The organism is Streptomyces sp. DSM 116793, from assembly GCF_057320905.1.
The window spans coordinates 2,861,600-2,885,110 of sequence record NZ_CM170494.1; the positions used below are offsets into that span (position 1 = coordinate 2,861,600).

The 23,511-nt window shown below is 70.2% G+C and carries 23 protein-coding genes and 3 pseudogenes; 14 read left to right on the forward strand and 12 right to left on the reverse strand.

Annotated features, from left to right (window positions below):
* The first annotated feature begins 5 nt into the window (after positions 1-5).
* The 3 genes from ACSMXW_RS11350 (at position 6) to ACSMXW_RS11360 (ending at position 3,965) form a co-directional block, all read left to right on the forward strand.
* Positions 6-1,211 (forward strand): 5'-methylthioadenosine/S-adenosylhomocysteine nucleosidase family protein, encoded by a 1,206-nt coding sequence (locus ACSMXW_RS11350; protein WP_485805766.1) that lies wholly within the window; start codon positions 6-8, stop codon positions 1,209-1,211.
* Complete coding sequence (locus tag ACSMXW_RS11355; RefSeq protein ID WP_485805768.1) at positions 1,208-3,283, forward strand: hypothetical protein; 2,076 nt, start codon at positions 1,208-1,210, stop codon at positions 3,281-3,283. The genes ACSMXW_RS11350 and ACSMXW_RS11355 overlap by 4 nt, the downstream gene beginning before the upstream one ends.
* Before the next feature lie 151 nt (positions 3,284-3,434).
* Positions 3,435-3,965: a hypothetical protein gene (locus tag ACSMXW_RS11360; RefSeq protein WP_485805770.1), complete on the forward strand. Its 531-nt coding sequence runs from the start codon at positions 3,435-3,437 to the stop codon at positions 3,963-3,965.
* A gap of 116 nt (positions 3,966-4,081) precedes the next feature.
* Here ACSMXW_RS11360 and ACSMXW_RS11365 read toward each other — a convergent pair whose 3' ends face one another.
* Together ACSMXW_RS11365 and ACSMXW_RS11370 are read right to left on the reverse strand one after the other, a co-directional pair.
* Positions 4,082-5,524: a M1 family metallopeptidase gene (locus ACSMXW_RS11365; RefSeq protein ID WP_485805772.1), complete on the reverse strand. Its 1,443-nt coding sequence runs from the start codon at positions 5,522-5,524 to the stop codon at positions 4,082-4,084.
* Positions 5,517-6,290, reverse strand: coding sequence for a M20/M25/M40 family metallo-hydrolase (locus ACSMXW_RS11370; RefSeq protein ID WP_485805774.1), 774 nt, complete (start codon positions 6,288-6,290; stop codon positions 5,517-5,519). The genes ACSMXW_RS11365 and ACSMXW_RS11370 overlap by 8 nt, the downstream gene beginning before the upstream one ends.
* Before the next feature lie 424 nt (positions 6,291-6,714).
* Here ACSMXW_RS11370 and ACSMXW_RS11375 point away from each other — a divergent pair.
* The 7 genes and pseudogenes from ACSMXW_RS11375 (at position 6,715) to ACSMXW_RS11405 (ending at position 11,095) form a co-directional block, all read left to right on the forward strand.
* A pseudogene (locus ACSMXW_RS11375) lies at positions 6,715-7,765 on the forward strand (FecCD family ABC transporter permease).
* A 71-nt stretch (positions 7,766-7,836) separates the two neighbouring features.
* Positions 7,837-8,136, forward strand: coding sequence for an ATP-binding cassette domain-containing protein (locus tag ACSMXW_RS11380; RefSeq protein ID WP_485807971.1), 300 nt, complete (start codon positions 7,837-7,839; stop codon positions 8,134-8,136).
* Positions 8,137-8,190: 54 nt separating this feature from the next.
* Complete coding sequence (locus ACSMXW_RS11385) at positions 8,191-8,955, forward strand: GTP-binding protein (RefSeq protein ID WP_485805776.1); 765 nt, start codon at positions 8,191-8,193, stop codon at positions 8,953-8,955.
* The gene (locus ACSMXW_RS11390) at positions 8,847-9,212 is read left to right on the forward strand and encodes a GTP-binding protein (protein ID WP_485805778.1); all 366 of its coding nucleotides are present in this window, start codon (positions 8,847-8,849) and stop codon (positions 9,210-9,212) included. Before ACSMXW_RS11385 ends, ACSMXW_RS11390 begins: the two co-directional genes overlap by 109 nt.
* Positions 9,209-10,234 (forward strand): WD40 repeat domain-containing protein, encoded by a 1,026-nt coding sequence (locus tag ACSMXW_RS11395; protein ID WP_485805780.1) that lies wholly within the window; start codon positions 9,209-9,211, stop codon positions 10,232-10,234. The genes ACSMXW_RS11390 and ACSMXW_RS11395 overlap by 4 nt, the downstream gene beginning before the upstream one ends.
* The gene (locus ACSMXW_RS11400; RefSeq protein WP_485805781.1) at positions 10,231-10,674 is read left to right on the forward strand and encodes a (2Fe-2S) ferredoxin domain-containing protein; all 444 of its coding nucleotides are present in this window, start codon (positions 10,231-10,233) and stop codon (positions 10,672-10,674) included. The genes ACSMXW_RS11395 and ACSMXW_RS11400 overlap by 4 nt, the downstream gene beginning before the upstream one ends.
* Positions 10,661-11,095: an ArsR/SmtB family transcription factor gene (locus ACSMXW_RS11405; RefSeq protein ID WP_485805783.1), complete on the forward strand. Its 435-nt coding sequence runs from the start codon at positions 10,661-10,663 to the stop codon at positions 11,093-11,095. Before ACSMXW_RS11400 ends, ACSMXW_RS11405 begins: the two co-directional genes overlap by 14 nt.
* Positions 11,096-11,407: 312 nt before the next feature.
* Here ACSMXW_RS11405 and ACSMXW_RS11410 read toward each other — a convergent pair whose 3' ends face one another.
* Both ACSMXW_RS11410 and ACSMXW_RS11415 read right to left on the reverse strand, forming a co-directional pair.
* Positions 11,408-12,103 (reverse strand): type 1 glutamine amidotransferase domain-containing protein, encoded by a 696-nt coding sequence (locus ACSMXW_RS11410; RefSeq protein ID WP_485805785.1) that lies wholly within the window; start codon positions 12,101-12,103, stop codon positions 11,408-11,410.
* A gap of 149 nt (positions 12,104-12,252) precedes the next feature.
* Positions 12,253-13,132, reverse strand: a pseudogene (locus ACSMXW_RS11415) (YbfB/YjiJ family MFS transporter); the annotation flags it as partial.
* A gap of 5 nt (positions 13,133-13,137) precedes the next feature.
* Here ACSMXW_RS11415 and ACSMXW_RS11420 point away from each other — a divergent pair.
* The 3 genes and pseudogenes from ACSMXW_RS11420 to ACSMXW_RS11430 all read left to right on the forward strand — a co-directional run.
* A pseudogene (locus tag ACSMXW_RS11420) lies at positions 13,138-13,299 on the forward strand (PIG-L family deacetylase); the annotation flags it as partial.
* 101 nt (positions 13,300-13,400) lie between these two features.
* Positions 13,401-13,703, forward strand: a complete 303-nt coding sequence (locus tag ACSMXW_RS11425) for a muconolactone Delta-isomerase family protein (protein WP_485805786.1) — start codon at positions 13,401-13,403, stop codon at positions 13,701-13,703.
* Positions 13,704-13,809: 106 nt separating this feature from the next.
* Positions 13,810-14,430, forward strand: a complete 621-nt coding sequence (locus ACSMXW_RS11430) for a TetR/AcrR family transcriptional regulator (RefSeq protein ID WP_485805788.1) — start codon at positions 13,810-13,812, stop codon at positions 14,428-14,430.
* A 145-nt stretch (positions 14,431-14,575) separates the two neighbouring features.
* On the opposite strand, the gene ACSMXW_RS11435 is transcribed toward ACSMXW_RS11430, so the two are convergent.
* From ACSMXW_RS11435 to ACSMXW_RS11470, 8 genes are all read right to left on the reverse strand, one after another.
* The gene (locus ACSMXW_RS11435; protein ID WP_485805789.1) at positions 14,576-15,511 is read right to left on the reverse strand and encodes an ACP S-malonyltransferase; all 936 of its coding nucleotides are present in this window, start codon (positions 15,509-15,511) and stop codon (positions 14,576-14,578) included.
* Positions 15,508-16,227 (reverse strand): malonate decarboxylase holo-ACP synthase, encoded by a 720-nt coding sequence (locus ACSMXW_RS11440; RefSeq protein ID WP_485805790.1) that lies wholly within the window; start codon positions 16,225-16,227, stop codon positions 15,508-15,510. Before ACSMXW_RS11440 ends, ACSMXW_RS11435 begins: the two co-directional genes overlap by 4 nt.
* 2 nt (positions 16,228-16,229) lie before the next feature.
* A complete protein-coding gene (gene mdcE / locus ACSMXW_RS11445; protein WP_485805792.1) occupies positions 16,230-17,027 on the reverse strand; it encodes a biotin-independent malonate decarboxylase subunit gamma in 798 nt (265 codons plus the stop codon).
* Positions 17,024-17,884: a biotin-independent malonate decarboxylase subunit beta gene (locus tag ACSMXW_RS11450; RefSeq protein WP_485805794.1), complete on the reverse strand. Its 861-nt coding sequence runs from the start codon at positions 17,882-17,884 to the stop codon at positions 17,024-17,026. The genes mdcE and ACSMXW_RS11450 overlap by 4 nt, the downstream gene beginning before the upstream one ends.
* Complete coding sequence (gene mdcC, locus ACSMXW_RS11455; RefSeq protein WP_485805796.1) at positions 17,881-18,168, reverse strand: malonate decarboxylase acyl carrier protein; 288 nt, start codon at positions 18,166-18,168, stop codon at positions 17,881-17,883. Before mdcC ends, ACSMXW_RS11450 begins: the two co-directional genes overlap by 4 nt.
* Positions 18,169-18,218: 50 nt before the next feature.
* A complete protein-coding gene (locus tag ACSMXW_RS11460; RefSeq protein ID WP_485805798.1) occupies positions 18,219-19,064 on the reverse strand; it encodes a triphosphoribosyl-dephospho-CoA synthase in 846 nt (281 codons plus the stop codon).
* 8 nt (positions 19,065-19,072) lie between these two features.
* Positions 19,073-20,731, reverse strand: a complete 1,659-nt coding sequence (mdcA, locus tag ACSMXW_RS11465) for a malonate decarboxylase subunit alpha (RefSeq protein WP_485805800.1) — start codon at positions 20,729-20,731, stop codon at positions 19,073-19,075.
* Between the two features lie 184 nt (positions 20,732-20,915).
* A complete protein-coding gene (locus ACSMXW_RS11470) occupies positions 20,916-21,869 on the reverse strand; it encodes an AEC family transporter (protein ID WP_485805802.1) in 954 nt (317 codons plus the stop codon).
* 160 nt (positions 21,870-22,029) lie between these two features.
* On the opposite strand from ACSMXW_RS11470, the gene ACSMXW_RS11475 reads away from it, so the two are divergent.
* Positions 22,030-22,977 (forward strand): LysR family transcriptional regulator, encoded by a 948-nt coding sequence (locus ACSMXW_RS11475; RefSeq protein ID WP_485805804.1) that lies wholly within the window; start codon positions 22,030-22,032, stop codon positions 22,975-22,977.
* Positions 22,978-23,511 lie beyond the last annotated feature (534 nt).

Sequence of the window (23,511 nt, forward strand, 5' to 3'; positions counted from 1 at the left end):
ACTAGATGCCAAACGACCTGGTGGTGATTCTCACCGCCCTCAATCTCGAATACGAGGCCGTGCACCGGAGACTTGCCGATCCGCAGGTGGCCGTGCACAAGAGCGGCACGCGGTTCGAGGTCGGGACCGTGCCGGGCACCTCGTGCCGTGTGGCACTCAATCTGACGAGCAAGGGGAACCATTCGGCTGCGGTGCTGACAGAGCGCGCGATAGAGCACTTCTCCCCGGCAGCCGTGCTGTTCGTCGGTGTCGCCGGGTGCATGCGGAGCTCGATCGCGCTGGGCGACGTGGTGATGGCCACCCACGTGTACGCCTACCACGGCGCGACCAGCGAGGACGACGGTCTCAAGGCGCGGCCCCGGGTGTGGGAGACGTCGCACCCCATCATCCAGCTCGGCCAGCATCTGGCCCGTATGACGGACAGGGCCGGCCACTCACCGGAGAACGGGGAAGTGCCGGGGGAAGTGCCGCGGGTGCACTTCGGCCCGATAGCCGCCGGTGAGGTCCTGCAGAACTCGCGGGACTCCGCCGAGGCCGTATGGCTCCGGCAGCACTACAACGACGCGCTCGCGATCGACATGGAAGCCGCCGGTGTGGCACAGGCCGGCCATCTCAGCGGTCTGCCGGTCGGCATCATCCGCGGCGTCAGCGACCGAGCGGACGGCACGAAGAACAGCGCGGACGACCGCGAGCGGCAACCGCGCGCCGCGGCGAACGCGGCGGCTTTCGCGGTCCGGCTGGCTGTGGAACTGATCAAGGAAGCAGAACTGGCGGAGAAAGCAGAGGAAGAGGAGCAGATCATCATGGCCCAGAAAGACAGAACCGGCAGGGACAGCGGAAGCGTCGTCAACACGGCCTACTCCAGCACGGTGGGATTCATGGCCGGAGAGGTCACCGGCAGCACCGTCCACGTCGGCGGGGCGGCTCCGAAGGCGTCCACTCCGACGGAACTGGTCGCCGAGCTGGACCGCTTCCGTGAGCGCCTGACACGACACCACGCCGACGGGACTCTCGACGCAGACATTCACCACGAGGCTCAGGCCGAGCTGAGCATCGCGAGGCGCGCAGCGGAGAAGTGCACCGTGGACGCCCCGGCGCCTCCGAAGCAGGCAGCTCTGGCGCTCAGGAAGTTAGGCGGCTTGCTCCGCGACCGCCCGGAACTGGCCGCCGATCTTGCGGTCCTGATCGCGGCGGCGGGTGACCCGGCATGACCGAGGGTTTCCCCTCCACGCACAACGAGGCGCACGACTCCTTCGTCGGCTTCCAGGCCTCGGACGTACACGATTCCACCATCAACATCGTCCCGCCGGATGCCTCGCCCCAGAAGAAGTACGAGGTCGGGGTCCGCTGTCTGGAAGAGGGCTTACCCGGCCGGGCGCGGGAACTGATCTGGGACGCGATCACCCACAACCACGACGGCCCGCAGATCCGCTTCCACTGGGCGCTCGCCATGCTCAGCAAACGCGCCCACCACGACCTCAGCGCCGAGGAGCGCCGTCAGCTGGACCGGACGCGGGACGTCATGCAGGGCTACGCCGACGACAAGTACTGGAAACCCGGTCTTCAGGTCGTCTTCGATCTGCTGGCACTGCCCGGCAAAGCCGACAGTGAGACCGCCGCCGCGCTGAAGCGGTTGAGGGATCTGGCACAGCTCCAGCGTGACCTGATCGTCCACCATCTCGACCTCGTGCTCACCAGCCGGACGAAAGCCGCCCTATGGGCCGAGATCTGCGAGCTCGCCAGGGCCGGGCAGCTCAGCGGTGACCGTTCCCGGCGGGTCCGGTACTACTTCGAGCCCGATCCCATCGGGGCACGGACCCGGCCTCCCGAGGAGAGCACCGCCTTCCGTTACCGTCCCCGCCTGGCGGGCTGGACGAGTCTGTCCGTCGTCGCCGCGGGTTTCCTCGGGATCTCGGCAGTGATCGCGGAGCCGCTGACCGCGATCGGTGAGCTGCTGATCGCGCTCGGCTCCGGATTCCTCGCCGCCCGATTCGGTCAGCGATGGTGGCACAACAATCACCGGCTGCAGGCCAAGGAGCAGGAGCTGGGCCAGGCGCCGGACCAGGAGCCGGTACAGGACCCGGCCCTCTCCCCGGCCGCCCCCTCCCCCGCATCCACGGGCGCCGGGACCCTCGCGGCGGACGGGTTCACCAGCAGCGTCCGCAAGTCCTTCGAGCGTTACTTCAGCAAGCACGTGCCGCACGGGTTCGACCGGCCCGAGTGGCTCGCCCACACCGCCGGCATCCGCACCGTTCTGGCCTCCGAGGTCGCCTTCCTCTACCGCGAGAGCAGAATCAGCGTCGACCGGGTCAACTGGCTGATCCGCTACCTGGCCCGCGACGCCAGGGACCGCCACAACAACGGCACGCTGTTCGCCCACCGGCAGCAGTACCGGACTCCGGTGACGACGAAACTCGCCTGCGTGCTCGCCCTCGCCGTCCTGGGCGTCACGTCCCTGGCCGCCGCCGTCACCGCCGCGACGGGTTCCACGAGCACCCTCACCGCCGCGACGGGTTCGACAAGTGCGTTCCACGCCCTGCTGACCTTCGCCGTGTTCTTCGGCACCGTCGCGAGCGGGCGCCGGGCAGCGGCGGTGTGGCTGGACATGCGCAGCGAGGAACAGCGGTTCGCCGAGGAGACGCAGGAGTACCACCGACGGATGTACGCGCGTGAAATGGAGTTCCATCGTTGGAAGGAGCACCTGGAAGCCATCCGCCCCTCCGACGCTGAGATGGAGGCGTGGCTCAGCCACGACAAGGTTCTGTTCACCGCCGATGTGCTCCGTCACTACCAGCTCACCTGGTACGACATCATCGCCCACACGATCCTGACGACACCGGCAGCCCCCTACAGACGAGCACGGCGGCGGGGCGGCCCCTGGCGCTACTCCCGGTACACCCTCCGGCTGTTCCTGGCCACCCGGGACGGTATCCGCGAGATCAGCACCGAAGCCGACTTCGCCCACGCCACTCGCCCGGGCGAACAACGCACCAACTACCGCTTCGACGCGCTCTCCTCCGTGCAGGTCACCGAGAACGACCGCGTCGGCTATGAGATGGCGCTGCTCCTCTCCAACGGCCCGGCCAGAACCATCCGGATCAAGGACGCCGACAGCCACCAGCTCGAACCGTACGAGAACGCCCGGGAACTCTCGGAGATCAACCTCGACGCGGCCGGCTTCGCCCACACGTTCCGTCTCCTGGAGGGCATCGCTGCCGACGGGAAGGCGTGGATCGAGCGGAACAACGCCGACAGTCCGCCGCCCGCGGGCAGCACCGACTGAGTCCTCCCGGACCGGATCCGGAGACCGACCGGCCAGGGAGCTGCCGAGCAGCACAGCAGCTCCCTGAAGGTCCAGGCACCACGAGGGCCGAGTACGGGTACCACCGAGCCACCCCTGTCAAGGTGTCGCGAAACGAGGGTGACAGCCAGTCATGACCGACAGAGGACGAAGCACCAGCGCCGCACTCCTTGCCGAGTACGCACAGATCAAGGACGAGCAGCGTGCACGTATCGGTTTTCGGGACAACCTGCTGTACGTGACGCTTGCGGCCGGGACCGCCGTCGCGGCCGTCGCCGCGCAGACGGACTACCCGGAGCTGATCCTGACCCTTCCGGTGGTGTGTCTTGTGCTCGGATGGACGCACCTGGTCAACGACGAAAAGATCTCAGCCATCGGGCGCTACGTCCGCACCGAGCTCGCGTCCCGGCTCGCAGAGGCCACGAACGTGGAGGAACATCCGTTCGGCTGGGAGACCTACCATCGCAGCGACGACAGACGGGCCTCACGCAAGACCACACAGACAGTCGTCGACCTGGTCGCCTTCCTCGTCACTCCCTTTGCCGCACTCATCACATTCTGGTGCCACAGCACGGACAGCGCCCTTCTGGTCGCGGTCTCGATCCTGGAAGCCGCCGGGCTCGTCGTCCTGGGTGTGCTGTTCCTGCAATACGCCGAGAGGTGAGACACGGTTTCTCGGGGCTGACACCGCTGATCGTCGAGGATAACGAAGGGCCCTGGCCTGGGCCGGACTGCGGCCGGGCGTACGTACGCTTGTAGCACGCGCGGCGGTCTCCCTTCTCAGCTCACCCGGACCTTCGCCAGGCTTCCCGGGTAGAGGTACTGGTCCGCGGGCACCGTCGTCCCGTGTGCCCAGGCGGCGAAGAATCCGGTGAGGTCTGTACCGGAGATCTTGGAGGCGAGGCGTTCGAAGTCGGGCCAGGAGGCGTTGGCGTAGCGGTACCGGGTGGTCCAGCGCTTGAGAGTGTCGAAGAAGACGGGGTCGCCGACAGTGCGGCGCAGGGCGTGCATCATCAGGGAGCCCTTGTTGTAGAGGGCGGGGTCCAATTCGCGGCCGGGACCGGCGTCGTAGAGCGGGACGTTCCAGAAGGACGGGTCGTTCAGGTTGTCCTTGAGGGTGGCCTGGTAGAAGTCCGTGTCCAGGTCCATCCCGAGGTGCTCGTTCCAGAGCTGGTTGGCGTACTGCGCGACGCACTCGGCGATGCAGCCGTCGCGCCAGTCGGTGAAGGAGACGCTGTCGCCGAACCACTGGTGGGTGATCTCGTGGGCCATCGAGACGTCGAAGATGCCGCCGCTGTAGGTGGGGCGGCCCTGGGTCTCCAGGTCTATGGGTGTGCCTGGGTCGCGCAGGCCGTTGATCGCGATACCACCCGCGGAGTCGAAGGGGTACGGCCCGAACTTCGAGGAGAGGAAGGAGATCACCTCGGCCTGGATCTTCGGGGTCTGCGGGTCGATGATGGCGCCGGGGCTGTAGGCGTCGATGACCGGTGTCCCGTCGGCCAGGTTGTACTTCTGGACGGTGAACTTGTCGATCGCGACGGTCGCGAGATACGAGGCCGTGGGCCGGTCCTCGGCCCAACGGTACGTCGTGAGGGGGCCGTTGACCGTGGTCAGTTCCGGTAGGCCGTTGCTGATCGCCGTCCAGCCGGTGGGGACGGTGACGGTCAGCGCGAAGGTCGCCTTGTCGGAGGGGTGGTCGTCGGATGGAAACCACGAGCTTGCGCCGTGCGGCTCGCCCAGCGCGTCGGCGCCGCCGTCCGTCAGGGTGTGCCAGCCCTCGGCGTCGGGCTCGCCGGAGTAGCGGACGCGGACGGTGAACTTCTTCCCATGGCGGAGCTGTTGGGCCGGCGTAATGACCAGTTCGTGGTCGCCCGCGCGCCCCACTGCCCGCGCCGGCTGCCCGTCGACGAGGACCTCGGCGACCTGGAAGCCCTTGAGGTCGAGGTCGAAACGGTCCAGGTCGGTGGTGGCCAGTGCCGAGACGGTTGTGTCGCCGTCGAGGTGGTTGGGGTGCGCGGGGTCGTAGCCGAGACGCACGTCGTAGTGCGTGACGTCGTAACCGGAGTTGCCGTCGTCGGGGAAGTACGGATCTCCGATGCCCCCTCCTCCGATGACGGCCGCGGCGGGGGAGGCACCCAGCAGGAGCGCGCCGACGGCGGCCAGCGGGACGATGGTGGTGGCGATGCCGAGAGCACGGCTGTGGCGGGAACGGATTTCAGGCATGGTCGGACTTTCTGACGGCGGTGTTCCTGGCGGTCGCTGTGACGGCGGAGTGGGAACCGTCGCCCTTCGGGGCCCTGTCCGGCGTCCCCGCGGCCGGAACCGCAGTGGCGGGGTCGCTCGTGGCCAACTTCCTGGTCACGTCGAGGATCGTGTTCGCACTCGATGTCTCCGTCGCCGGATCGACGTTCGCGAGCGCGTCGCAGGGCTCGTGCAGGCAGTCGGAGATCCCGGTGCTGAAACCACCCACCGGGATGTGGGCCTTGTCGAAGGACTCGTGGTCCGAACCGCCGGCACCGACATCGACAGTGGGCTGGCCGTGCGCGGCGAAGTACTCCTCATAGGCGGCGTACGTCTCCGGCTCGCCCTCGGTGACCAGGCGGAAGGCCACGTTCTTGGAACCGGCCTGGTCGACGTTGGAGTAGGAATCGATCGTCTGTCGCGCCTGCGGGCTGAGGACGGCGACGTAGTGCGCGGACCCTGTGAGACCTTCCTCCTCGCCGTCCCACCAGGCAAAGCGGAGGTGGCGCTGCGGGTTGAGGTGGGCGTGTGCGAGCGCGACCACGGCGGCGAGGACGGCCGCGGAGCCGGAGCCGTTGTCGTTGATCCCCGGGCCCTCCGGGACACTGTCCAGGTGGGCGCCGGCCATGATGACGTGCCGGGGCTCGCCGCCGGGCCAGTCAGCGATCAGGTTGTGACCGAGTCTGCCCGCCGCACCCAGACCCGCCGTGCACAGCCCCGCGGTGACGGCGAGCGAGGTCAGGCGCACCGGCCACGCCGGCAGGAGCGACCGCCTTCGCCCGGGAGGCCGGGCCTGACGACGCGAACGTACCAGCCGGACCAGTCCGCTTGGGACGACGGACAGACTTCATACGGGAGCCATTCTCGTGCGGAGTCACGGTCGCGCCCGAGAATCGCATCTCCGTGTCAGGGAGTTGTCAGCATTGTGTTCGGCGGTGGTGAGGGCGGGCACGGGAGTACGCGAAGGACAGGCGTGTCAGGCTGATTGACCGGATTCCTGCAACTGCATTACGCCGCCGGTGGAGCTGGTAGGGAGCTTCAGCCGACCTTCACCCCCTCGCCGGAGGCGATCGGCACACCCTCCTGTATGCCGCTTGATGAAAATGATTTTCATCATGCTCACTTCGGGGCCTTGTCCAGACCTCGGACTCATCGCGATGAAAGGCATCGGCATGCGGGACACAGGGCCGAGGCGCGTACCGGCCCTCCCTCTGGCAGCGGGGCTCACCGCGCTCTTGCTGCTATCGCTGATCTGCGGAATCGAGCACGGCGCCTCGTCGGTGCCGTGGGGACGGACACTGCGCTTCCTGGCGGCAGGACTGTCGGGCGGAGCCATCGCCCCCCACGACGTCGCCTCATACCGTCGTATGGCAGATCCGTCTGCCACGCACCCTGCTGGCCGCGGTGGTCGGCGCCGGCCTGGCATCGACCGGTGTCGCCGTGCAGGCCATGGTCCGCAACTCGCTGGCGGACCCCTTCGTTCTCGGCATCTCCTCCGGTGCAGCGGTAGGCGCCGATGCCGTCATCCTGTTGGGCGCGTTCTCCGCGCTCGGTCTCTGGGCACTGTCGGTGTCAGCGTTCACATCGGCCCTCGCCGCCATGGCGCTGGTATACGCGACAGCGCGCACCGCATCGGGACTCACACCCCTCCGTCTCGTCCTGAACGGCACTGCGCTGTCCTACGGGTTCTCCGCCGTCACGACGCTCATGGTCTTCAGTTCCGCCCGGGGCGAGGCGGCCCAGTCCGCGATGATGTGGCTACTCGGCAGCCTCAGCGGGGCGTCTTGGGGGTCGGTGCCCGTGGCCGCCGCGGCCGTCCTGGCGGGATGGGTGTACCTCCTGCGCATATCGGGCCGGCTCAACGCGCTGGCCATGGGCGATGAGACGGCGGCCGTGCTGGGGGTGGACCCCGGCCGACTGCGCCGGGAGCTGTTCGTCGTGACGGCCGCCGTCATCGGAACGGTGGTGGCGGTCTCCGGAGCCATCGGATTCGTCGGCCTGATGGTGCCGCACATCGCACGGATGGTGGTCGGCGCCGACCACCGCCGGGTGCTGGCAGTCGCGCCGCTCGCCGGCGCGGTGCTGCTGGTCTGGGTGGACGTCCTCTCCCGGCTGGTGCTCGCGCCGGCCGAACTACCGGTGGGAGTCGTCACCGCCGTGCTGGGCGTGCCGTGTTTCCTGGTGTTGATGCGGCGACGCGGCTACACCTTCGGCGGCCGGTGATGCGTCTCGATGTCGCGGACGTGTCAATCCGGATCGCCGGCGACCGACTGGTGGAGGACCTCACCCTCACGATGGGAAGCGGGCAACTGGTGGGCCTGGTAGGGCCGAACGGCAGCGGCAAGTCGACGCTGTTGCGCTGTCACCGCCCCGGTACCGCACGCACCCCTGGTCGCCGGCGACGACGCGATCGGCCGGCCACCGTCCATGGCCGTCGCACGCGGCGGCGCGGAGGGGACACAGCCCGGACCACCCGCGGCCAGCCCACAGGCCCCGCCGTCATGCCCCACATCGCCCGGCACGAAGGAGAACCCCGTCATGCCACCGGGAGACCGCTCGCCAGGACTGCCGAGGCCGAGTCCGCGTCTGCGTGAGCTGAAAGAGACCGTCCGCAGCCTGCTCGACCTCGACGACGACGGGAGTCCGACTTGACCACCACGAAACCCCGCGAACCCCAGGACGAGCGCGTACCCGTCACCGTCCTGACCGGCTTCCTCGGTTCGGGCAAGACCACCTTGCTCAACCGCATCCTCACCGAGCACCACGGGATGCGGATCGCTGTCATCGAGAACGAGTTCGGCGAGGTCGGCATCGACGACGCACTCGTACCCGACGCCGAGGAAGAGATCTTCGGGATGAACAACGGCTGCATCTGTTGCACCGTACGCGGAGATCTCATCCGCATACTCACCGCGCTGATGCGACGCCGCGAGAAGTTCGACCACATCCTCATCGAGACCACCGGGCTCGCCGACCCGGCGCCGGTCGCGCAGACCTTCTTCATGGACGACGAAGTCGCCTCCCGGCTGCGACTGGACGCGATCGTCACACTCGTCGACGCCGCCCACGTCATGCAGCACCTGGACGAGGTCAAACCCGACGGCGTGGAGAACGAGGCCGTCGAGCAGATCGCCTTCGCCGACCGCATCGTGCTCAACAAGACCGACCTTGCCGACGAGGAGACCCTCGGGAAGGTCATCCGGCGCATTCGCGCCATCAACAGCGGTGTGCGCATCATCCGACCCCGGACGCGGCGGTCGACCTGGAGCAGGTGCTGGACGTCGGCGCGTTCGACCTTGAACGGGTGCTCACCGACGACCCGTCCTTCCTCACCGAGACGGAGCACCGGCACGACACGACCGTCACGTCGGTCGGCCTCGAACTGGAGGGTGAGCTGGACGAGCAGCGCCTGAACGCCTGGCTCGGCGCACTGCCGCGCACCAAGGGTGTCGACCTGTTCCGCTCCAAGGGCATCCTCGCCATAGCGGGCGCCCCGAAGCAGTACGTCTTCCAAGGGGTGCACATGTTGCTGGACGGTATGTTCGGGCGGGACTGGAACGACGGTGAAGTGCGGTGCAACCGGCTGGTGTTCATCGGCCGTGACCTCGATCGCGCGGAGCTGGAGCGCGGGTTCAGGGACTGCCTGGTCACGGTGGGGGCGGCCACGTGACCGTCGCTGTGGAGTCGCCTCTGGCCTGGAAGACCTCCGTCGACGACGCGCCGGTCGCGCTCAGTGCGGGGGATGAGCTGGTAGCCGTCGCCGGTGCCGAGGGCCGGGTACGGATCCTGCACGTGGAGAGGGGCACGGACCTCGGCTCCTTCGAGCTGCCCGGTGGCGCGCTCAGTGTCCACCTCTCCCCACGAGCAGACCACCTCGTGGCAACGGGCCCGACGGGATTCGCCCTGTGGCGGCGCGCCGACGGGCGTGTGACCGTCCGGGAATCCGGCACCTGGTCGGCCGCCGCGGCCTGGGCGGACCACGACCGGGTCGCCGTCGCCTCCGGTCGGCGCGCGCTGGTCCTTGACGCGGACGGCGAGGAGTTGTGGCGCACGGAGCCCGCCGCGTCGACGGTCACCGACCTCGCCTGGATGCGCCGGGGACGGCGGCTGGCCGTGGCGGCGTACGGCGCCGTTCGCTGCCACGAACGGCACACCGAGAAGCCGGTGACGACCTACCCCTACATCGGTTCACACCTCGCCCTCGCCGTGGCACCCACCGGTCGGTGGATCTGCAGCGGCAACCAGGACGCGTCCATTCACATCTGGCGGACCCGGGACGGTGGCGAGCTGACCATGTCCGGCTACCCCGAAAAGGTCTCCCGCCTCGCCTTCGACGAGACCGGTTTCTGGCTGGCCTCCGGCGGCGCGCCCGATGTGACGGTGTGGGACTTCTCGGGCAAGGGTCCGGAAGGCACCGCACCACGGTCCCTGCGCTGCCATGGGACGCTCACCGCCCTCGCCTGGCGGCCCGGCGCCGAGGGACACCTGGCCAGCGGCGGCACGGACTGCACCGTGGCCCTGTGGCACGCAACGGCCGGGCGGCCCCGGCAACGCCTGCGCCCGGCACGTGAGCTGGAGGGAGACGGAGCGCCGGTCGCGGCGTTGGCCTGGGCCGGTCCGCACCTCCTGGCCGCCGCGTGGCGTGACGGCCAGGTGCGGATACACGGTGTGCCCTCCAGGACCGCCCTGTGAGCCCTCGGAAGACAGCCGGTCCCGGCACACCGCCCCGTGCGGAGACGACCCGTGCCGCTCTCGTCCGGCCCTGCACTCTGCTCGTCTGCCGAGGCTGCTGCTGCGGCAACCCGCGCAAGCACCCCGGTACCGACCACGACCGGCAGTTGGAACAGTTGCGCGCCGGCGCCCGCGACCACGGCGGCAGCTTCGAGGTGCGTACATCCGACTGCCTGGGCCCCTGCGACCAGGGCGACATCATCGTCGTCCAGCCCTCCACCGCCGGCCGCCTGGCCGGCGGCCGGGCGACCTGGGTCGGCTTTGCGATGGACGACGACAGCACGGACGATGTCCTGCGCTGGGCCAGGGATGGCGGGCCCGGAGTAGCGCACCCCCCGGCCACGCTGATGCTGCAGTTCGTCCAGCCACGACACCGGGCGCGGACCCGTGCACGCCGGTGAAGCCGCACGCCCGGACGAGCCATTCGGCGGCCGCGGCGGCGTCGCGGACGCCGGTCTCGACGATGCCGCCGCGGAGATCGTGGCCACCACGCTCCGGGCATTGGCCACCCCCTCCCGGCTGCTGATCCTCGACAGGTTGCGGCAGGTGGCCGACGGAGGCTCCTCTGTCACCGAGCTCGCCACCGCCGTCGGCATGGAACAGTCCGCCGTCTCCCACCAGTTGCGCCTGCTGCGCATCCTGGGCCTGGTCACCGGGCCGCGCGACGGACGCCGCATCGTCTACCGCCTCTACGACAACCACGTCGCGCAGCTCCTCGACCAGGCCGTCCACCACGTCGAGCACCTGCGGCTCGGCCACGTCTCACAGGGTGAAGCCCCCGACGGCGCGCCGATGCGCACCGGGACGGACAAGGGGCCGTAGGCGAGGAGGCCGGCGCCGGCGCCAGGTTCGGCAGGCCAGCGCCTTCAGGAGGTCGCTGGCCGCCTGCGGATTCTGCGCAGATCCCGCCCTGCGCCACCGGATCACGGGGTCCTTGAGCGGCACCTCGGTGCGGACCGGGTGAGGCTCGCCCCGGAAGACCGTGACTTCCTCGCCGCTCCCTTGGTGTCGCCGCCGCGCCATGTTCTGCGCCGGCCCGGGGTGCCGGTCCAACCCGGCACCGTGACGTGACGGCACCGCGCCCTGATCAGGAAGCGCCACCTTCCGCTCAGGCCGAACCGCCGCAAGCCGTCCTCACTTGAGGGTTTCCAGCAGCCGGTCCGCCAGAACCGTGGCGGAATGCGGGTTCTGACCGGTGATGAGATTGTCGTCCTCCACCATGTACGGCTCCCACATCGGGCCGCGGCTGAAGTCGACGCCGACCTTCTCCTTCAGTTCCGTCTCCAGCAGCCACGTCGCCCTGGGGGCCAGTCCGACGGCCTCTTCTTCCTCATCGGTGAAGCACGTGACCCTGCGGCCCTTGAAGGGCGACTCGCCATGGATCCTGGTGGCCAGCATCGCGGCGGGGGCGTGGCACACGATCGCGAGCGGCTTGCTCGAGGCGAGCTGTGCCGTCAGCAGCCGGCCCGCATCGGCGTCGAACGCCAGGTCCGCCATCGGGCCATGACCGCCGGGCAGGTACACCGCGTCGTAGTCCTCCAGGCGGACGTCCGACAGCTTGAGGGGGCGGCGCATCACTTCCGCGTCACGGATGATGGCCTCCAGTTCGAGCGCGCCGTCCTCTCCGCCCGCCATCGTGGGGCGCAGACTCATCATGTCGACGTTCGGGATCATGCCGCCCGGCGTCCCGACCACGACTTCATGGCCGGCGTCCGTGAGCTTCTTGTACGGCATCGCGAACTCCTCGGCCCAGTAGCCGGTCGCGTACCTGGTGCCGTCCTTGAGGATCCAGTACGCGGCTGAGCTCACGACGAAAAGTATCTTCGCCATCGCGCATTCACCTTTCCAACCTCATTCGGTCGTTTTGGTGAGTTAAATCTCCTGTTCAAGGCTAGGCGCTCGTTCGAACAAATGCATGCATATGTCCGCTCGGCCTCGCCACCACGCGCCTGTCTCGCGCCAGTGCGCTCCGTGGCGGCGTGCCGCGCAACCCCCGTGTGGTGCGGGAAGCCCACACGCAGCACCGCCGCGGCGGCACCGGCCGCGAGGACCACGACGGAGGCCAGGAGCAGCGCCTGGTGGTAGCCGTGGTGGAGCAGCGGAGTGACGGCGAGCGGGCCGAGGATCTGGCCGACCGAGTATCCGGCGGTCAGCAGGGCGACGGAGCGGGGGAAGCGCAGATGGGCACCCGCGGCCAGGGCGAGCCTGCTGACGCCGATGAAGGTCGCGCCGAACAGGACCGCGGAGACCAGGGCGGCCGCTACTCCACCGATCAGCGCGGGCAGGGCGATGCCGACCGCCTGGATGAGGAGCGCGGCGAGCAGCAGGCCGGGACGGGACCAGCGGCGACCGAGCCAGGCCCACAGCGCGGAGGAAGGGACGGCGGCCAGCCCGACGAGCACCCAGGCACCGCTGCCGATCCAGCCGGAGTGAGCTCTGTTCGATCGCGGCGACGAGGAAGGTGCCGGCGACGACGTAGCCGATGCCCTCCAGGCTGTAGGCGACGAGCAGGGCGGGGAACCAGCGATGCGTGCGCACCCTCGGCCCGCTGACGGCCGTGCCGCCGGATTCCGACCGTGCCGGGGGCGGCGCTTCGGGGCGGAGGTTCCACGAGGCGACGGCGAGCGCGGCAGCGAGTGCGGCCGACGCCCACCAGGCGGCCCGCCAGTCGCCGACCGAACGCAGGACGACCACGAGCAGACCGGACAGCGCGATGCCGGCGCCGACACCACCGAAGCCCCAGCCCGGCAGGTGGGCCGGGTGCCCCCGCAGACGACCGAGGAGGGAACTGACCGCGATGACGAAGATCAGGGCGCTGGTCACTCCTGCCAGCAGCCGCAGCACCAGCCACCCGGCCGTGCCGTGACCGCCTCCCGCCCGCACGGTGCGGGCCGCCGCCGCGCGAGGCAGCACAGCGCCGGGCCGCGGCAGGGGTCGGCGTACGGGAGGTCGCGTTCCTCGACGGCCACGCCGACGGGGTCATCGAGTACGGGGCGGGCCTGCGCCGCGATCGCCGGGCCCGCCCTCCGGCCGCCCCATTGATCCCATATTTTTCTGATGCGCGATTACGCTTGAAGCGGGAATCGCATCGAGGGGCCACTGGCCACCTACTCCCGAGGAGAAGGTGATGAAGGAATTCCTGGTCGAACTGACCACCACCATCCCCGACGGCACCGACCCCGGCGAGGTCGATCGTCGCCGCGCCGCGGAGGCGGTCCGCGCCAAGGAACTGGCCGCCACGGGCCAGCTGTTCCGGCTGTGGCGCCCGGTGGGCGAAGCGCGCAGCATCGGCGTGTGGTGCGCCGAGGACGAGGCCGAGCTGCGCGAGAAAGTGCTCGGCACGCTTCCGCTGAGTCCATGGATGACCGCGGTGGTCACCCCGCTGCAACCTCACCCCAACGACCCCGGAAAGACCGGCGACGACGCCTGACCTCCTCCCCCGCCGGCCTTTCGCGAACGCCGCCGCACGTCGAGGCGCCGGGACTACTAGCCGACCGGTCTAGTATTTGCCTTCGGTCAGGCGTACTCTGTGTTCCATGGGACGGACCAGCGACGCCAGGGAGCGGATCCTCAGCGCCGCGCAGTCGCTCGTGGAACTGCGCGGCTACTCCGGTCTGGGCGTGGCCGAGATCTGTAAGGCGGCAGGCGTACCCAAGGGAAGCTTCTACTACTTCTTCGAGTCGAAGGAGGCCCTGGCGCTGGCCGTGATCGACGAGCACTGGGCCGCCCAGCGGCAGACGTGGAAACGCATCCTGAACAGCGACGCGGAGCCACTGCAGAGGCTGCGTCACCTGTTCGAGGAGACACAGGCGGCACAGCACGCCGGACAGCAGAGCTGCGGCACCGTCTCGGGCTGCCTGTTCGGGAACCTCACCCTGGAGATGAGCAACCAGACCGAGGCCATCCGCACGCGGCTTCAGGACATCTTCGATGCGCAGGTCGAGATGGTCGCGTCCGTCATCACCGAGTCCATCGAGCGCGACGAGGTCACCGTGGTGGACGCCGGCGAGGCCGCGCGGTCTCTGGTCGCCCAGTTGGAGGGGCAGGTGCTGTTCGCCAAGCTCTACAACAACACCGAACGGCTCGGCACCATGTGGCCGAGCTGCGCGGCGCTGCTGGGCGCCCGCCCGGCACGGGAAGCTGCGGCCGGCCCCTGAAGGCCGCCTGCCGCGCGGTCGTGACGGCGTGACCGGGCCGCGGGCCGGCCACGGCGTGGTGCACGACTTCTGCGATCGCCGCACGCCGCCCACGTACAGACGCAGGTGCGAGGCGTCGGCCCGTACCCGGGCGAACGCCCGCCGCTCAGAGGTGTTCCTCGCCCTCGCGGCGTACGAGTTGCGGGATGTGTTCCAAAGGGCCGGCGCGCATGCTGGTGGCGCGTGCGTCGGGGAAGGCGGCCTGGGCGAGGCGGGCGAGTGAATCGCCGGGCCACACCTGCACGAAGAGCCGTGCACCGCGTTCGTAGAGGACGCTCGTGGCCTCGTGCCAGCGGACCGGGCGCGCGACCGAGCGGATGAGGTCCTGCCGCACGGCGTCGGCGGTGCGCAGGGTGCGGCCCGTGCAGTTCCCGGCGAAGGGGATCCCTGGGCGGGCCATCGTCACGCCTGACAGGACGGCGGTCAGCTCGCGTTCGGGTCCCGCCATCAAGGCGCAGTGCGCGGGAACGTCGACCGCGAGGTGCCGGGCCTTGGTGGCACCGTGGGCGCGGGCCAGGGCCAGGACGCGGTCGACGGCCGCGTGAGCGCCGGAGACGGTGATCTGGCGGGGTGCGTTGACGTTGGTGGCGTAGACGGGTTCGCCTGGCCGGGTGGCCTGGTCGGCCAGCCGGGTCACGGCCGGTTCATCGAGGCCGAGGACGACCCCCATGCCGTATCCGTGCGGGTGGGCCTGCTCCATGGCGTGCCCCCGTTCCCACACCGCCCGGACCGCGTCGGGCAGGGCCAGGGCCCCGCAGGCCACGGCCGCCGCGAACGCGCCGATGGAGTGCCCGGCCACGTAGTCGGCGTGCGCGCCCAGGGCCTCGAGTGCGCGCCAGGAGGCGACGGCGGCGGCGAACAGGGCGAGTTGCACGGACGCGTTGGAGCGCAGGGACCGCTCGTCGTCGTGGGTCCTGACGTCGTGCCCGAGCGTGTCGGAGATGTCGTCGAGGGCGGCGGTGGTCGCACGGTGGCCGGGCAGGTCGTGCAGCATGCCCGGGTACTGCTCGCCCTGGCCCGGGAAGAGGAACACGCTGCTCATCGCGGTTCCCCGCGGTCGGGGCGGCGCCATGGATCGGTGACCAGGTACGGCCCGGTGTCGGTGCGCAGGAGTACCGTGCCGCTGTCGTGGGCGTACTCGGCGGCGGCGAACCCACCGTGGGCCGACTGCAGTTGCACGTCCACGCGGACCGGGAGGCCGGTGAGCGCGTCCAGCAGCCCGGTGACCTGGGCACGCGGCACGGGATGCGGGACGCGTACCAGGAGGTCGAGGTCGCTGTCGCGGTGGGCGGTGGGGTGACCGGTGGCGAGTTCGAAGCCGGTGCTGCCACCGGGCCCCCAAGCGGTGGCCCAGCGCGGGCGGGTCAGGCCGGCCAGAGCCGCCACGGCGTGGAAGACCGGCAGCTCACGCGGGGAGGGCCTGCTCAGCAGTGCTTCGGGGCGGACGGTCGTACGGACCGCGTCGAGGGAGACGTACGCCGCCCACCGATGCCCGCGTGAGGGGCCGCGCACACCGACGGGGACGCCGGCGCACGTGCGTGCGGCGCGGCGTACCACGACCCATGGGGTCCGCTCCAGGGCCTCGTGGACCCAGGCGGGCGGGGTCGGCTCCGCGCACGGCGCGGGGATGAGGCAGTCGGGGCCGTCCAGCCGCAGCAGGTCGTGGGGCCACGGCCCGGGCCGGGCGTCGTCCGCCCGGCCGGGGTGTCGGCAGCCGCCGAGAGCCCCGTCGCAGGGGTCGTCGCGTGTCGTGGTCACGGTCATTCCTGCCATGCGGCGGCGAGGCGGCGGCGCACCTCGATCGAAGCGGCGCGGGCCTGGAGCGCTTCGGCCGAGGCGAGCCGGCCGGAGAGGTCTCGTGGGCTCTGGCGGGCATCAGCCACCGCCTCGGCCAGGGCGCCGCGGACCGCGCTGACGTCCGCGTCGCCGGGAAGCAGTCGGTACAGGGCTCCGAGCCTGGCGAAGGAGGCTCCGTCATAGGCGGTCGCCGGGACCTTCCTGGCGACTTCCTCCACGTCGGCGAGGGTACGGCGCGTGATGCGGGCGGTGGCCTGCTTGCTCATGACCTGTACCTGGACGGCGTCGTCGTCGAGGGCCAGGAGGCGGTTGGCCTGGAGGCCGTGGGCGAGGAACGCCCCGGAGATGGCCTTGCCCACGATCAGGGCGATCACCGGGTGCCCTGCCTGACGCGCTGTGGCGTAGGCGCCGACGGCTCCCGCGAGCGCCTGGTGCAGTCCGGCCAGCTCCTCGCGGTAGCCGTACGCCTGACTGGGGACGTCGACCACGGCGATGATCGGCTGCCTGCGTTCGCGGCCCGCGTCGGCGGCTACCGTGGCGCGGACCGCGGCGGCCAGGCGCCATCCCTCCTCAAGACCGACCTCACCGCCTCGGGCGCGGGGGAACTTCCCCGCCGGATCGGGGATGACGGCCAGGAAACGGGCCGGTTCGCCGCCGAGGCCGGCCTCGGCGGACAGCACGGAGCCGGTCGGGCCGGCGGCGGTGCCGGTCAGTCGCTGGAACCAGTCGCGGCCGCGGGAAGGCATGGTGTCGGCGCTCACTTGGTCTGTCCCTTCGTCATGTCGCGCAGAGCGTGGGGGGTGAGCGGCGTGGCCGGGTCGATGGAGCCGAGCAGGGCGAGAGCCTCGTCGACCCGGTCGGAGCGCGGGTGACCGGTGCCACCGGCCGTGAAGACGGCGCGGACCGCGGCGTGCACGGCACTCGTGTCGTCGTCGACCAGGCGGTCAGCCAGTCCGACGGCGGTGCGCTGCTCGCCGCCGATGATCGACCAGACCAGGGCCCGGTCGAGGGAGTCCAGTTCCTGGACGCCTGCCTCCTGCTCGATGACTTCGGGGCCGTTGAGGCCGAGCCGGCCCTGCCGGGTCATCACCAGGTCGGTGCAGAGTCCGGCGGCGATGCCCATGCCGCCGAAGCAGCCGACCATGCCCGTCACCACGCCGACGACGGGGGTGTACCGGCGCAGGCGCACGATCGCCGCGTGGATGTCGGCGATGGCGAGCAGGCCGAGGTTGGCCTCCTGGAGGCGGATGCCACCGGTCTCCAGGAGGATGACAGGACGGATGGGGGTGCCCTGCTCCCAGTCCCGGGCGGCGAGTTCGAGGCTGCCGGCGAGCTTGGCACCGTTGACCTCGCCGATGCCGCCGCCTTGGAACTTGCCGTCCAGGGCGACGACGACGGCGCGCTGTCCGTCGATCGTGCCGCGGGCGACGACGGCGCCGTCGTCGCTCTGGGGGACGATGCCCTGCGGCGCGAGGTGGGGGGATTCGAGGCGGTCGAAGGGGCCGAGCAGTTCACGGAACGTGCCTTGGTCGAGGAGTGCGCGGGCGCGTTCGCGGGCGGGCAACTCGGTGAACGGGTCGGCGAGTGCGACGGCTCGGGTCTCCTCCGGGGTGCTCACTTGGCTGCCTCCACTGCTTGCGAGAGTCGGAGCGCGACGGTGCCGGGGGTGGCGCCGAAGTCGTTGATCTGAACCGTGGCGGCGATGTCGGTGCGGGAGAAGAAGCGCTCCAGGACGGCCAGCCAGATGCCGTCGAATCCGTCGACACTGGTGCGCAGGTCGACGCGGACGCCGCTGTCGGCGGGTTCGATGAGCACCTCCAGGTCGCCCGAACTGACGGCGCCGACGTGGGCGCGGCGGGTGAGCGGCGTGGTTCCGGTGAAGGTGTGCGTGTGGTGTTCCATCAGGTCTCCTGCCAAGGGGCAAGCCGGCTCAGGCCGGGTGGGTGTCGTGCTCACGCGGGGATGGACAGGGGGGCGGTGACGTCGAGGGAGTCCAGACAGAGGGCGGCGGCGAGCAGGTCGGCGCTGCCGCCCGGCGACAGCCGGCCGGCGGTGAGCGCACTGTCGAGTTCGGCGAGGGCGGCTCGGCCCGCCGGTGTGGCGGTACCGCCGGCCAGCAGCACCCGGCGGGCGCCGCTTTGGGCGGCGGCGAGGCCGTCGGGGCCGCCGCGGTGCAGCAGGCAGGTGTCGTCGAGCGAGGCCATGACCGCCATGAGCGCGTCCAGCCGGGCCTGGGTCTCGGTCGCGCCGCGCGCTCGGGCGTCGCGCAGGGCGGCGTATGCCAGGCGGGCGTGCGGGAAGCCGGCGACCGCCTCCGTGCGGGCACCGCCGCCGCCGTAGCGCAAGCTCGCCAGCGCGCCGTGGGTGAGGGCCGGGGCGGGCGCGGCCGGGTCGGGGTGGGCGGCGATCGACGCCGCGGTGCGGAAGGGGTCCCGGCCGCCGGTGGCCGCCGCGCCGACGATCAGGCCCAGTGCCCAGATCGCGCCCCGGTGGGTGTTGACTCCGCCGGTCACCTCCAGCATCCGGGCCTCGGCCGCCCGCCCGATACGGGCCAGCTCGCCGCGCAGCTCGCGGCTCGGGGTCCCGATGTGGTAGGCGGCCTCGGCCATCTCGGCGAAGGAGTCGTGCAGGCTCGCGGCGGAGGCCAGCAGCAGTTCCAGGTCCATGTCGTCGTGTGCGCCGGGGCCCCGCCCGTCCACCAGGCCGGGTTTCGGGGTGAGGGTCGCTTCGTCGACGAGCGCCTGGACAGCCTTGCCGGCCAGCGTCTCGGGCGCGGTGATGTCGAGTGCGGTCGTCATGGTGGCGTTCACCAGCTGCGGAACTTGGCCGGCGGTTCGTACAGGCCCCCCGACCAGGTCACCAGGTCCTCGATGGACCTGGCGGCGAGGAGGGAGCGTTTGGCGTCGGCGGGGTGGACCTTGAGATCGGCCGGGGTGGCGACGAGGCCGTCGTGCCTGAGCCGTTCCTCCCGCTTGGGGTCGTGCCTCCCGGCGATGGGGCTGACACCGGCGATGGCGGCCAGTGCCTCGCGGCGCTCCTCGAGGTCGCGTGCCTTGTAGAGGTAGGCGATGCCCTCCTCGGTGATGACGTGGGTGATGTCGTCCCCGTAGATCATCACCGGGGCGACGGGCAGGTCCGCGGCCCGTCCGACCTCGACCGCGTCCAGCGACTCGACCAGCTTGGCGACGCCGCCCTTGGCATATGTCTCCACAGTCTGCACCACCAGCTTCCGACCACGCAGGACATCGCCCTCGCCGTAGGCCAGGTCGAGCCACGCGGGCGACGCATGGCGCCGGCCCCGCGCGTCCGCTCCCATGTTCGGGGCACCGCCGAAGCCGGAGAGCCGGCCGTGGGTCACCGTCGAGGAGTTGCCGTCCTTGTCGATCTGGAGGGAGGCACCGATGAACATGTCGGCGGCGTAGTGCCCGGCGACCTGGCCGAGCAGGCGGTTGGAGCGCAGTGTGCCGTCACGGCCGGTGGCGAAGACGTCCGGGCGGGCCGCACAGTACTTCTCCATGCCCACCTCACCGCCGAAGGCGACCACCGACTCCACCCAGCCGGACTCGATGGCCGGGATGAGCGTGGGGTGCGGGTTGAGCACCCAGTTCCTCGCGATGCGGCCGCGCAGTCCGAGGGACTCGCCATAGGTGGGGAGCAGCAGCTCGACGGCGGCTGTGTCGAAGCCGATGCCGTGGTTGAGCGTGGTGACCTGGTGCCGTTCGTAGACGCCGCGGATCGCCATCATCGCCATCATGATCTGTACCTCGGTGATGTGGCGCGGATCGCGGGTGAACAGCGGTTCGATCTCATAGGGGCGATCGGCGGGGATGACGAAGTCGACCCAGTCGCCGGGGACGTCGACCCGCGGCAGGCCGCCGGGCCCGTCGACCAGTTCGTTGACCTGTGCGATGACGACGCCGTCGCGGAAGGCCGTGGCCTCGACGAGGGTCGGCGTGTCCTCGGTGTTGGGGCCGGTGTAGAGGTTGCCCTCCCGGTCGGCCGCGTTGGCGGCGACCAGGGCGACCTTCGGGATCAGGTCGACGAACAGCCGCCCGTACAACTCGACGTACGTGTGGATCGCGCCCACCTCCATCTTTCCGTCGGCCAGCAACTGGGCCACACGGGTGGACTGGGCACCGGCATAGGCGAAGTCGCACCTGCTGGCGATGCCGTCCTCGAACAGGTCCAACTGCTCGGGCCGGGAGAAGGTGGAGATCAGCAGGTGCAGGTCGTGCACGAGCCGGGGGTCGACGGCGGCCAGGGAGCGGGACAGGAAGTCGGCCTGCTTCTGGTTGTCGCCCTCCAGGATGACCCTGTCGCCGGGTTCGAGGAGTGCTTGCAGGGCGTCCGTCGCCTTCTCGGTGGGGATGACCTTGCCCGCGGCCAGCGGAGCGGCACGGGCCAGGCGGCGGGCCTTGTCGGCCCGGCGGGTGTCCCAGCGGCGGGGTGGGGAATCGAGCACCATGGGGAGTCCTTCGGATCGAAGTCGTGGGAAGCGGTTGTTCCCTTGGCGGTGGAGGTGGCCGCTGCCGGTAGGCAGGCCCAGGACCCCGGCGGCGGGGAGAGGGGGCGATGCCGGTCGGGAGGCCCAGGACCCCTGCCGCGGGGAGAGGGGGCGATGCCGGTCGGCGTTCGAGGCCTGCGGAGGCCTACCGGTGCTGCGGCAGGAGGGATATGACCACTGACAGCGAGACGATGCCCGCAACGGTCGACAGCATCAGGGTGGACTGGGATGCCTTGGGCCGGATGCCGAAGGTCTCGCCGAAGACCAGCCCGAAGAACCCCGAGGGGATCGAGGTCAGGAGTACGGCATCGGTGGTGTCGAGCCTGTCCAGACCGAGGAGGACGCACAGCCCCCACGCCAGGAGCGGCATGAGCGCGTTCTTCATGACGATGCCGTAGGCAACGTTGGGACCGAAGGACAACTTCTGTGCGGAGAGCACGAGTCCGGTGAGGAAGAGGGCAGCACCCGGTCCGGCCGCACCGATCGGAGCCAGGGCCGTTGCGACCAGAGTCGGCAGGTGCACGCCGCACAGGACCAGTGCGAAGGCCAGCATCGGTGCCCAGAATATCGGCTTGCGCACCGACTTCCCGAGCGCCGTGCCGAAGCGGGACAGCGCGGGACGGCCGGGCGCGCCCGGACCGAGTGCGGCCTCCTCCAGCAGCGCCAGGGTCAGCGGCGAGATGGTCATGGAACCGAGCGAGAGGCTGATCGCCACGGCGATGGCTCCCGGCCCACCGACGATGGCGGCGGCCAGTGGAAGCCCGATGGAAGCGTAGTTGGGGAAGCCGACGGTCAGGGCCTGCACCGCTGCCTGGCCTCTGTCCAGCCTGAACACCGTGAGTTGCAGCACGAGCGTCACCGCGTACACGACGAGTAAGGCGATGACGACCACGGCGATGAACCCACCGTGCGAGGTGATGGCGGAACGCCTCTGGGAGGAGATGGACGCGAACAGGGACGCCGGGATGGCGAACACCATCACCAGCTTGTTGAGGGAGGAGACGTTCTGATTGTCGATGAACCCCCGCTTGCCGGCGCCATAGCCGAGCCCCAGTGCCAGGAAGACGGGGAGAAGAGCCCGCGTGATCTCGTTGACCATGGGGCCAACATTCCTTTTCCCCAGCTGTCAGACCAATGTCCTGCCTTCGGGTGACTACTCTCAACGGTGCATAGATCTGTCATGACCTGTACAAGAACACACCGAAAGGCTCGCGAACGTGATCGAACGCACACCGCCGACTGACGATCGGCCTCCGTTGGTGAGCGCTGTGGCGCCGATCCTCGCCCAGTTCGCGACCGTCGCCCGGACGGAGCACCTCACCCACGCCGCCGAGGCGCTCGGCATCAGCCAGCCGACGCTCTCCCGCGCCATGAGCCGCTTGGAGGCACAGCTCGGTATCCCGCTCTTCAGCCACGTGGGACGCGGCATCCGGCTGACCGGTCACGGCCGACGCCTGCTGGCGCACGCGGAGCAGGCCCTGGACATCCTGGATCGCGCCGGTCACGAGGTGGCCGCGGCGGCGGACGCCGAGTACGGGATGGTCAGGCTCGCCCACCTGAAGTCCCTCGGCCCGAGTGTGGTCCCCGCCCTGCTGCGCCTCTTCCACACCGCCCACCCGCATGTCCGCTTCCGCCTCACCGAGGCGTCGTCGGACCGGATGACGGAACTGCTGAGGGCGGGTGAGGTCGACCTCTGCCTCATCGCCCCGCTGCCGGAGGGGCCGGACATCTCCGTTCTCCGCCTGCAGCGCCAGGAGATGCGGCTCGTGGTGCCGTCGGACCACCGGTGGGCCACCCGCAAGTCCGTCCGCCTGGCGGATGCCGCCTTGGAGGACTTCGTCGCCCTGCGTGAGGGCTACGGCAGCCGTGAGATCGCCGACGCACTGTGCCGGGCGGCCGGATTCACCCCGAGCGTACGCGCCGAGGCGGACGCCATCGGCACGGCGCGCGGGCTGGTGGCGGCCGGCCTCGGTGTCGCCCTGCTGCCGGGCGAGGGAGCGCCCCACCCCGGCACGGTCGAGGTTCCCCTGAAAGTCGCTCCCGGGGAGGTGGCGGCGGACCGCACCCTGGCCGTCGCCTGGTCCGCCCAGGCCGTCCAGCCGGCGGCGGCCGCCCTCTTCCGCGGCTTTCTCGCCGCCCGAGGCGGACGCCTGGAGGCGATGACGAGCACGTCCGGTCTGGACGTCACCGCCGTGGGGAGCGATTGAGGCCGGGCCGAGGCGCCGGCCGTCGCGGGGAAGCGGGACGCACTGCGGCGCCACCGGACGAGCACTGCCCTTGTCGACGACCTCATCCGTCTGACCGTGCCGTGGCCCAGGCCCAAAGTCTCCATGCGCTTCGGCCCCCAGCGGCTCGACGAACTCGCCGAGTGCTCCTTCCAGGTGTTCCACGCGCTCGGCGCTCGGCCCGCCCACCCTAGAAACACGACTTTCATCTGACTTGCAAGTCCCGCTTCATCTACGAGCACCGTCATCACAACCTCCCCCTTTGAGGGTCGGATAGTGAAGCGCATGACATCGTTGGGTCATGAATCACGATCCAGCCCGAATGCACGAAAATCGTGCCATCAAAATAGACGACGCCGTCTCGGAAGCCTGAATCCGACCTAAGGATACCAATCTCGACTGACCCGTCTACGGACGCCTGAACCGACAGATAGACAGAGTCTGGACCAGCACTCACATATTCGGTAGACGGGTCCCAGTTATCGTTCAAGAAGGAGCTTTCCGGGTCCTCAAATC

Coding starts and splice junctions, on each gene's coding strand:
- ACSMXW_RS11365 (WP_485805772.1), bottom strand. CDS start 5,524: ATGCCTGAAATCCGTTCCCGCCACAGCCGTGCTCTCGGCATCGCCACC.
- ACSMXW_RS11350 (WP_485805766.1), top strand. CDS start 6: ATGCCAAACGACCTGGTGGTGATTCTCACCGCCCTCAATCTCGAATAC.
- ACSMXW_RS11380 (WP_485807971.1), top strand. CDS start 7,837: ATGGGAAGCGGGCAACTGGTGGGCCTGGTAGGGCCGAACGGCAGCGGC.
- mdcC (WP_485805796.1), bottom strand. CDS start 18,168: ATGGAACACCACACGCACACCTTCACCGGAACCACGCCGCTCACCCGC.
- ACSMXW_RS11425 (WP_485805786.1), top strand. CDS start 13,401: ATGAAGGAATTCCTGGTCGAACTGACCACCACCATCCCCGACGGCACC.
- ACSMXW_RS11360 (WP_485805770.1), top strand. CDS start 3,435: ATGACCGACAGAGGACGAAGCACCAGCGCCGCACTCCTTGCCGAGTAC.
- ACSMXW_RS11460 (WP_485805798.1), bottom strand. CDS start 19,064: ATGACGACCGCACTCGACATCACCGCGCCCGAGACGCTGGCCGGCAAG.
- ACSMXW_RS11355 (WP_485805768.1), top strand. CDS start 1,208: ATGACCGAGGGTTTCCCCTCCACGCACAACGAGGCGCACGACTCCTTC.
- ACSMXW_RS11430 (WP_485805788.1), top strand. CDS start 13,810: ATGGGACGGACCAGCGACGCCAGGGAGCGGATCCTCAGCGCCGCGCAG.
- mdcA (WP_485805800.1), bottom strand. CDS start 20,731: ATGGTGCTCGATTCCCCACCCCGCCGCTGGGACACCCGCCGGGCCGAC.
- ACSMXW_RS11410 (WP_485805785.1), bottom strand. CDS start 12,103: ATGGCGAAGATACTTTTCGTCGTGAGCTCAGCCGCGTACTGGATCCTC.
- ACSMXW_RS11470 (WP_485805802.1), bottom strand. CDS start 21,869: ATGGTCAACGAGATCACGCGGGCTCTTCTCCCCGTCTTCCTGGCACTG.
- ACSMXW_RS11435 (WP_485805789.1), bottom strand. CDS start 15,511: ATGAGCAGCGTGTTCCTCTTCCCGGGCCAGGGCGAGCAGTACCCGGGC.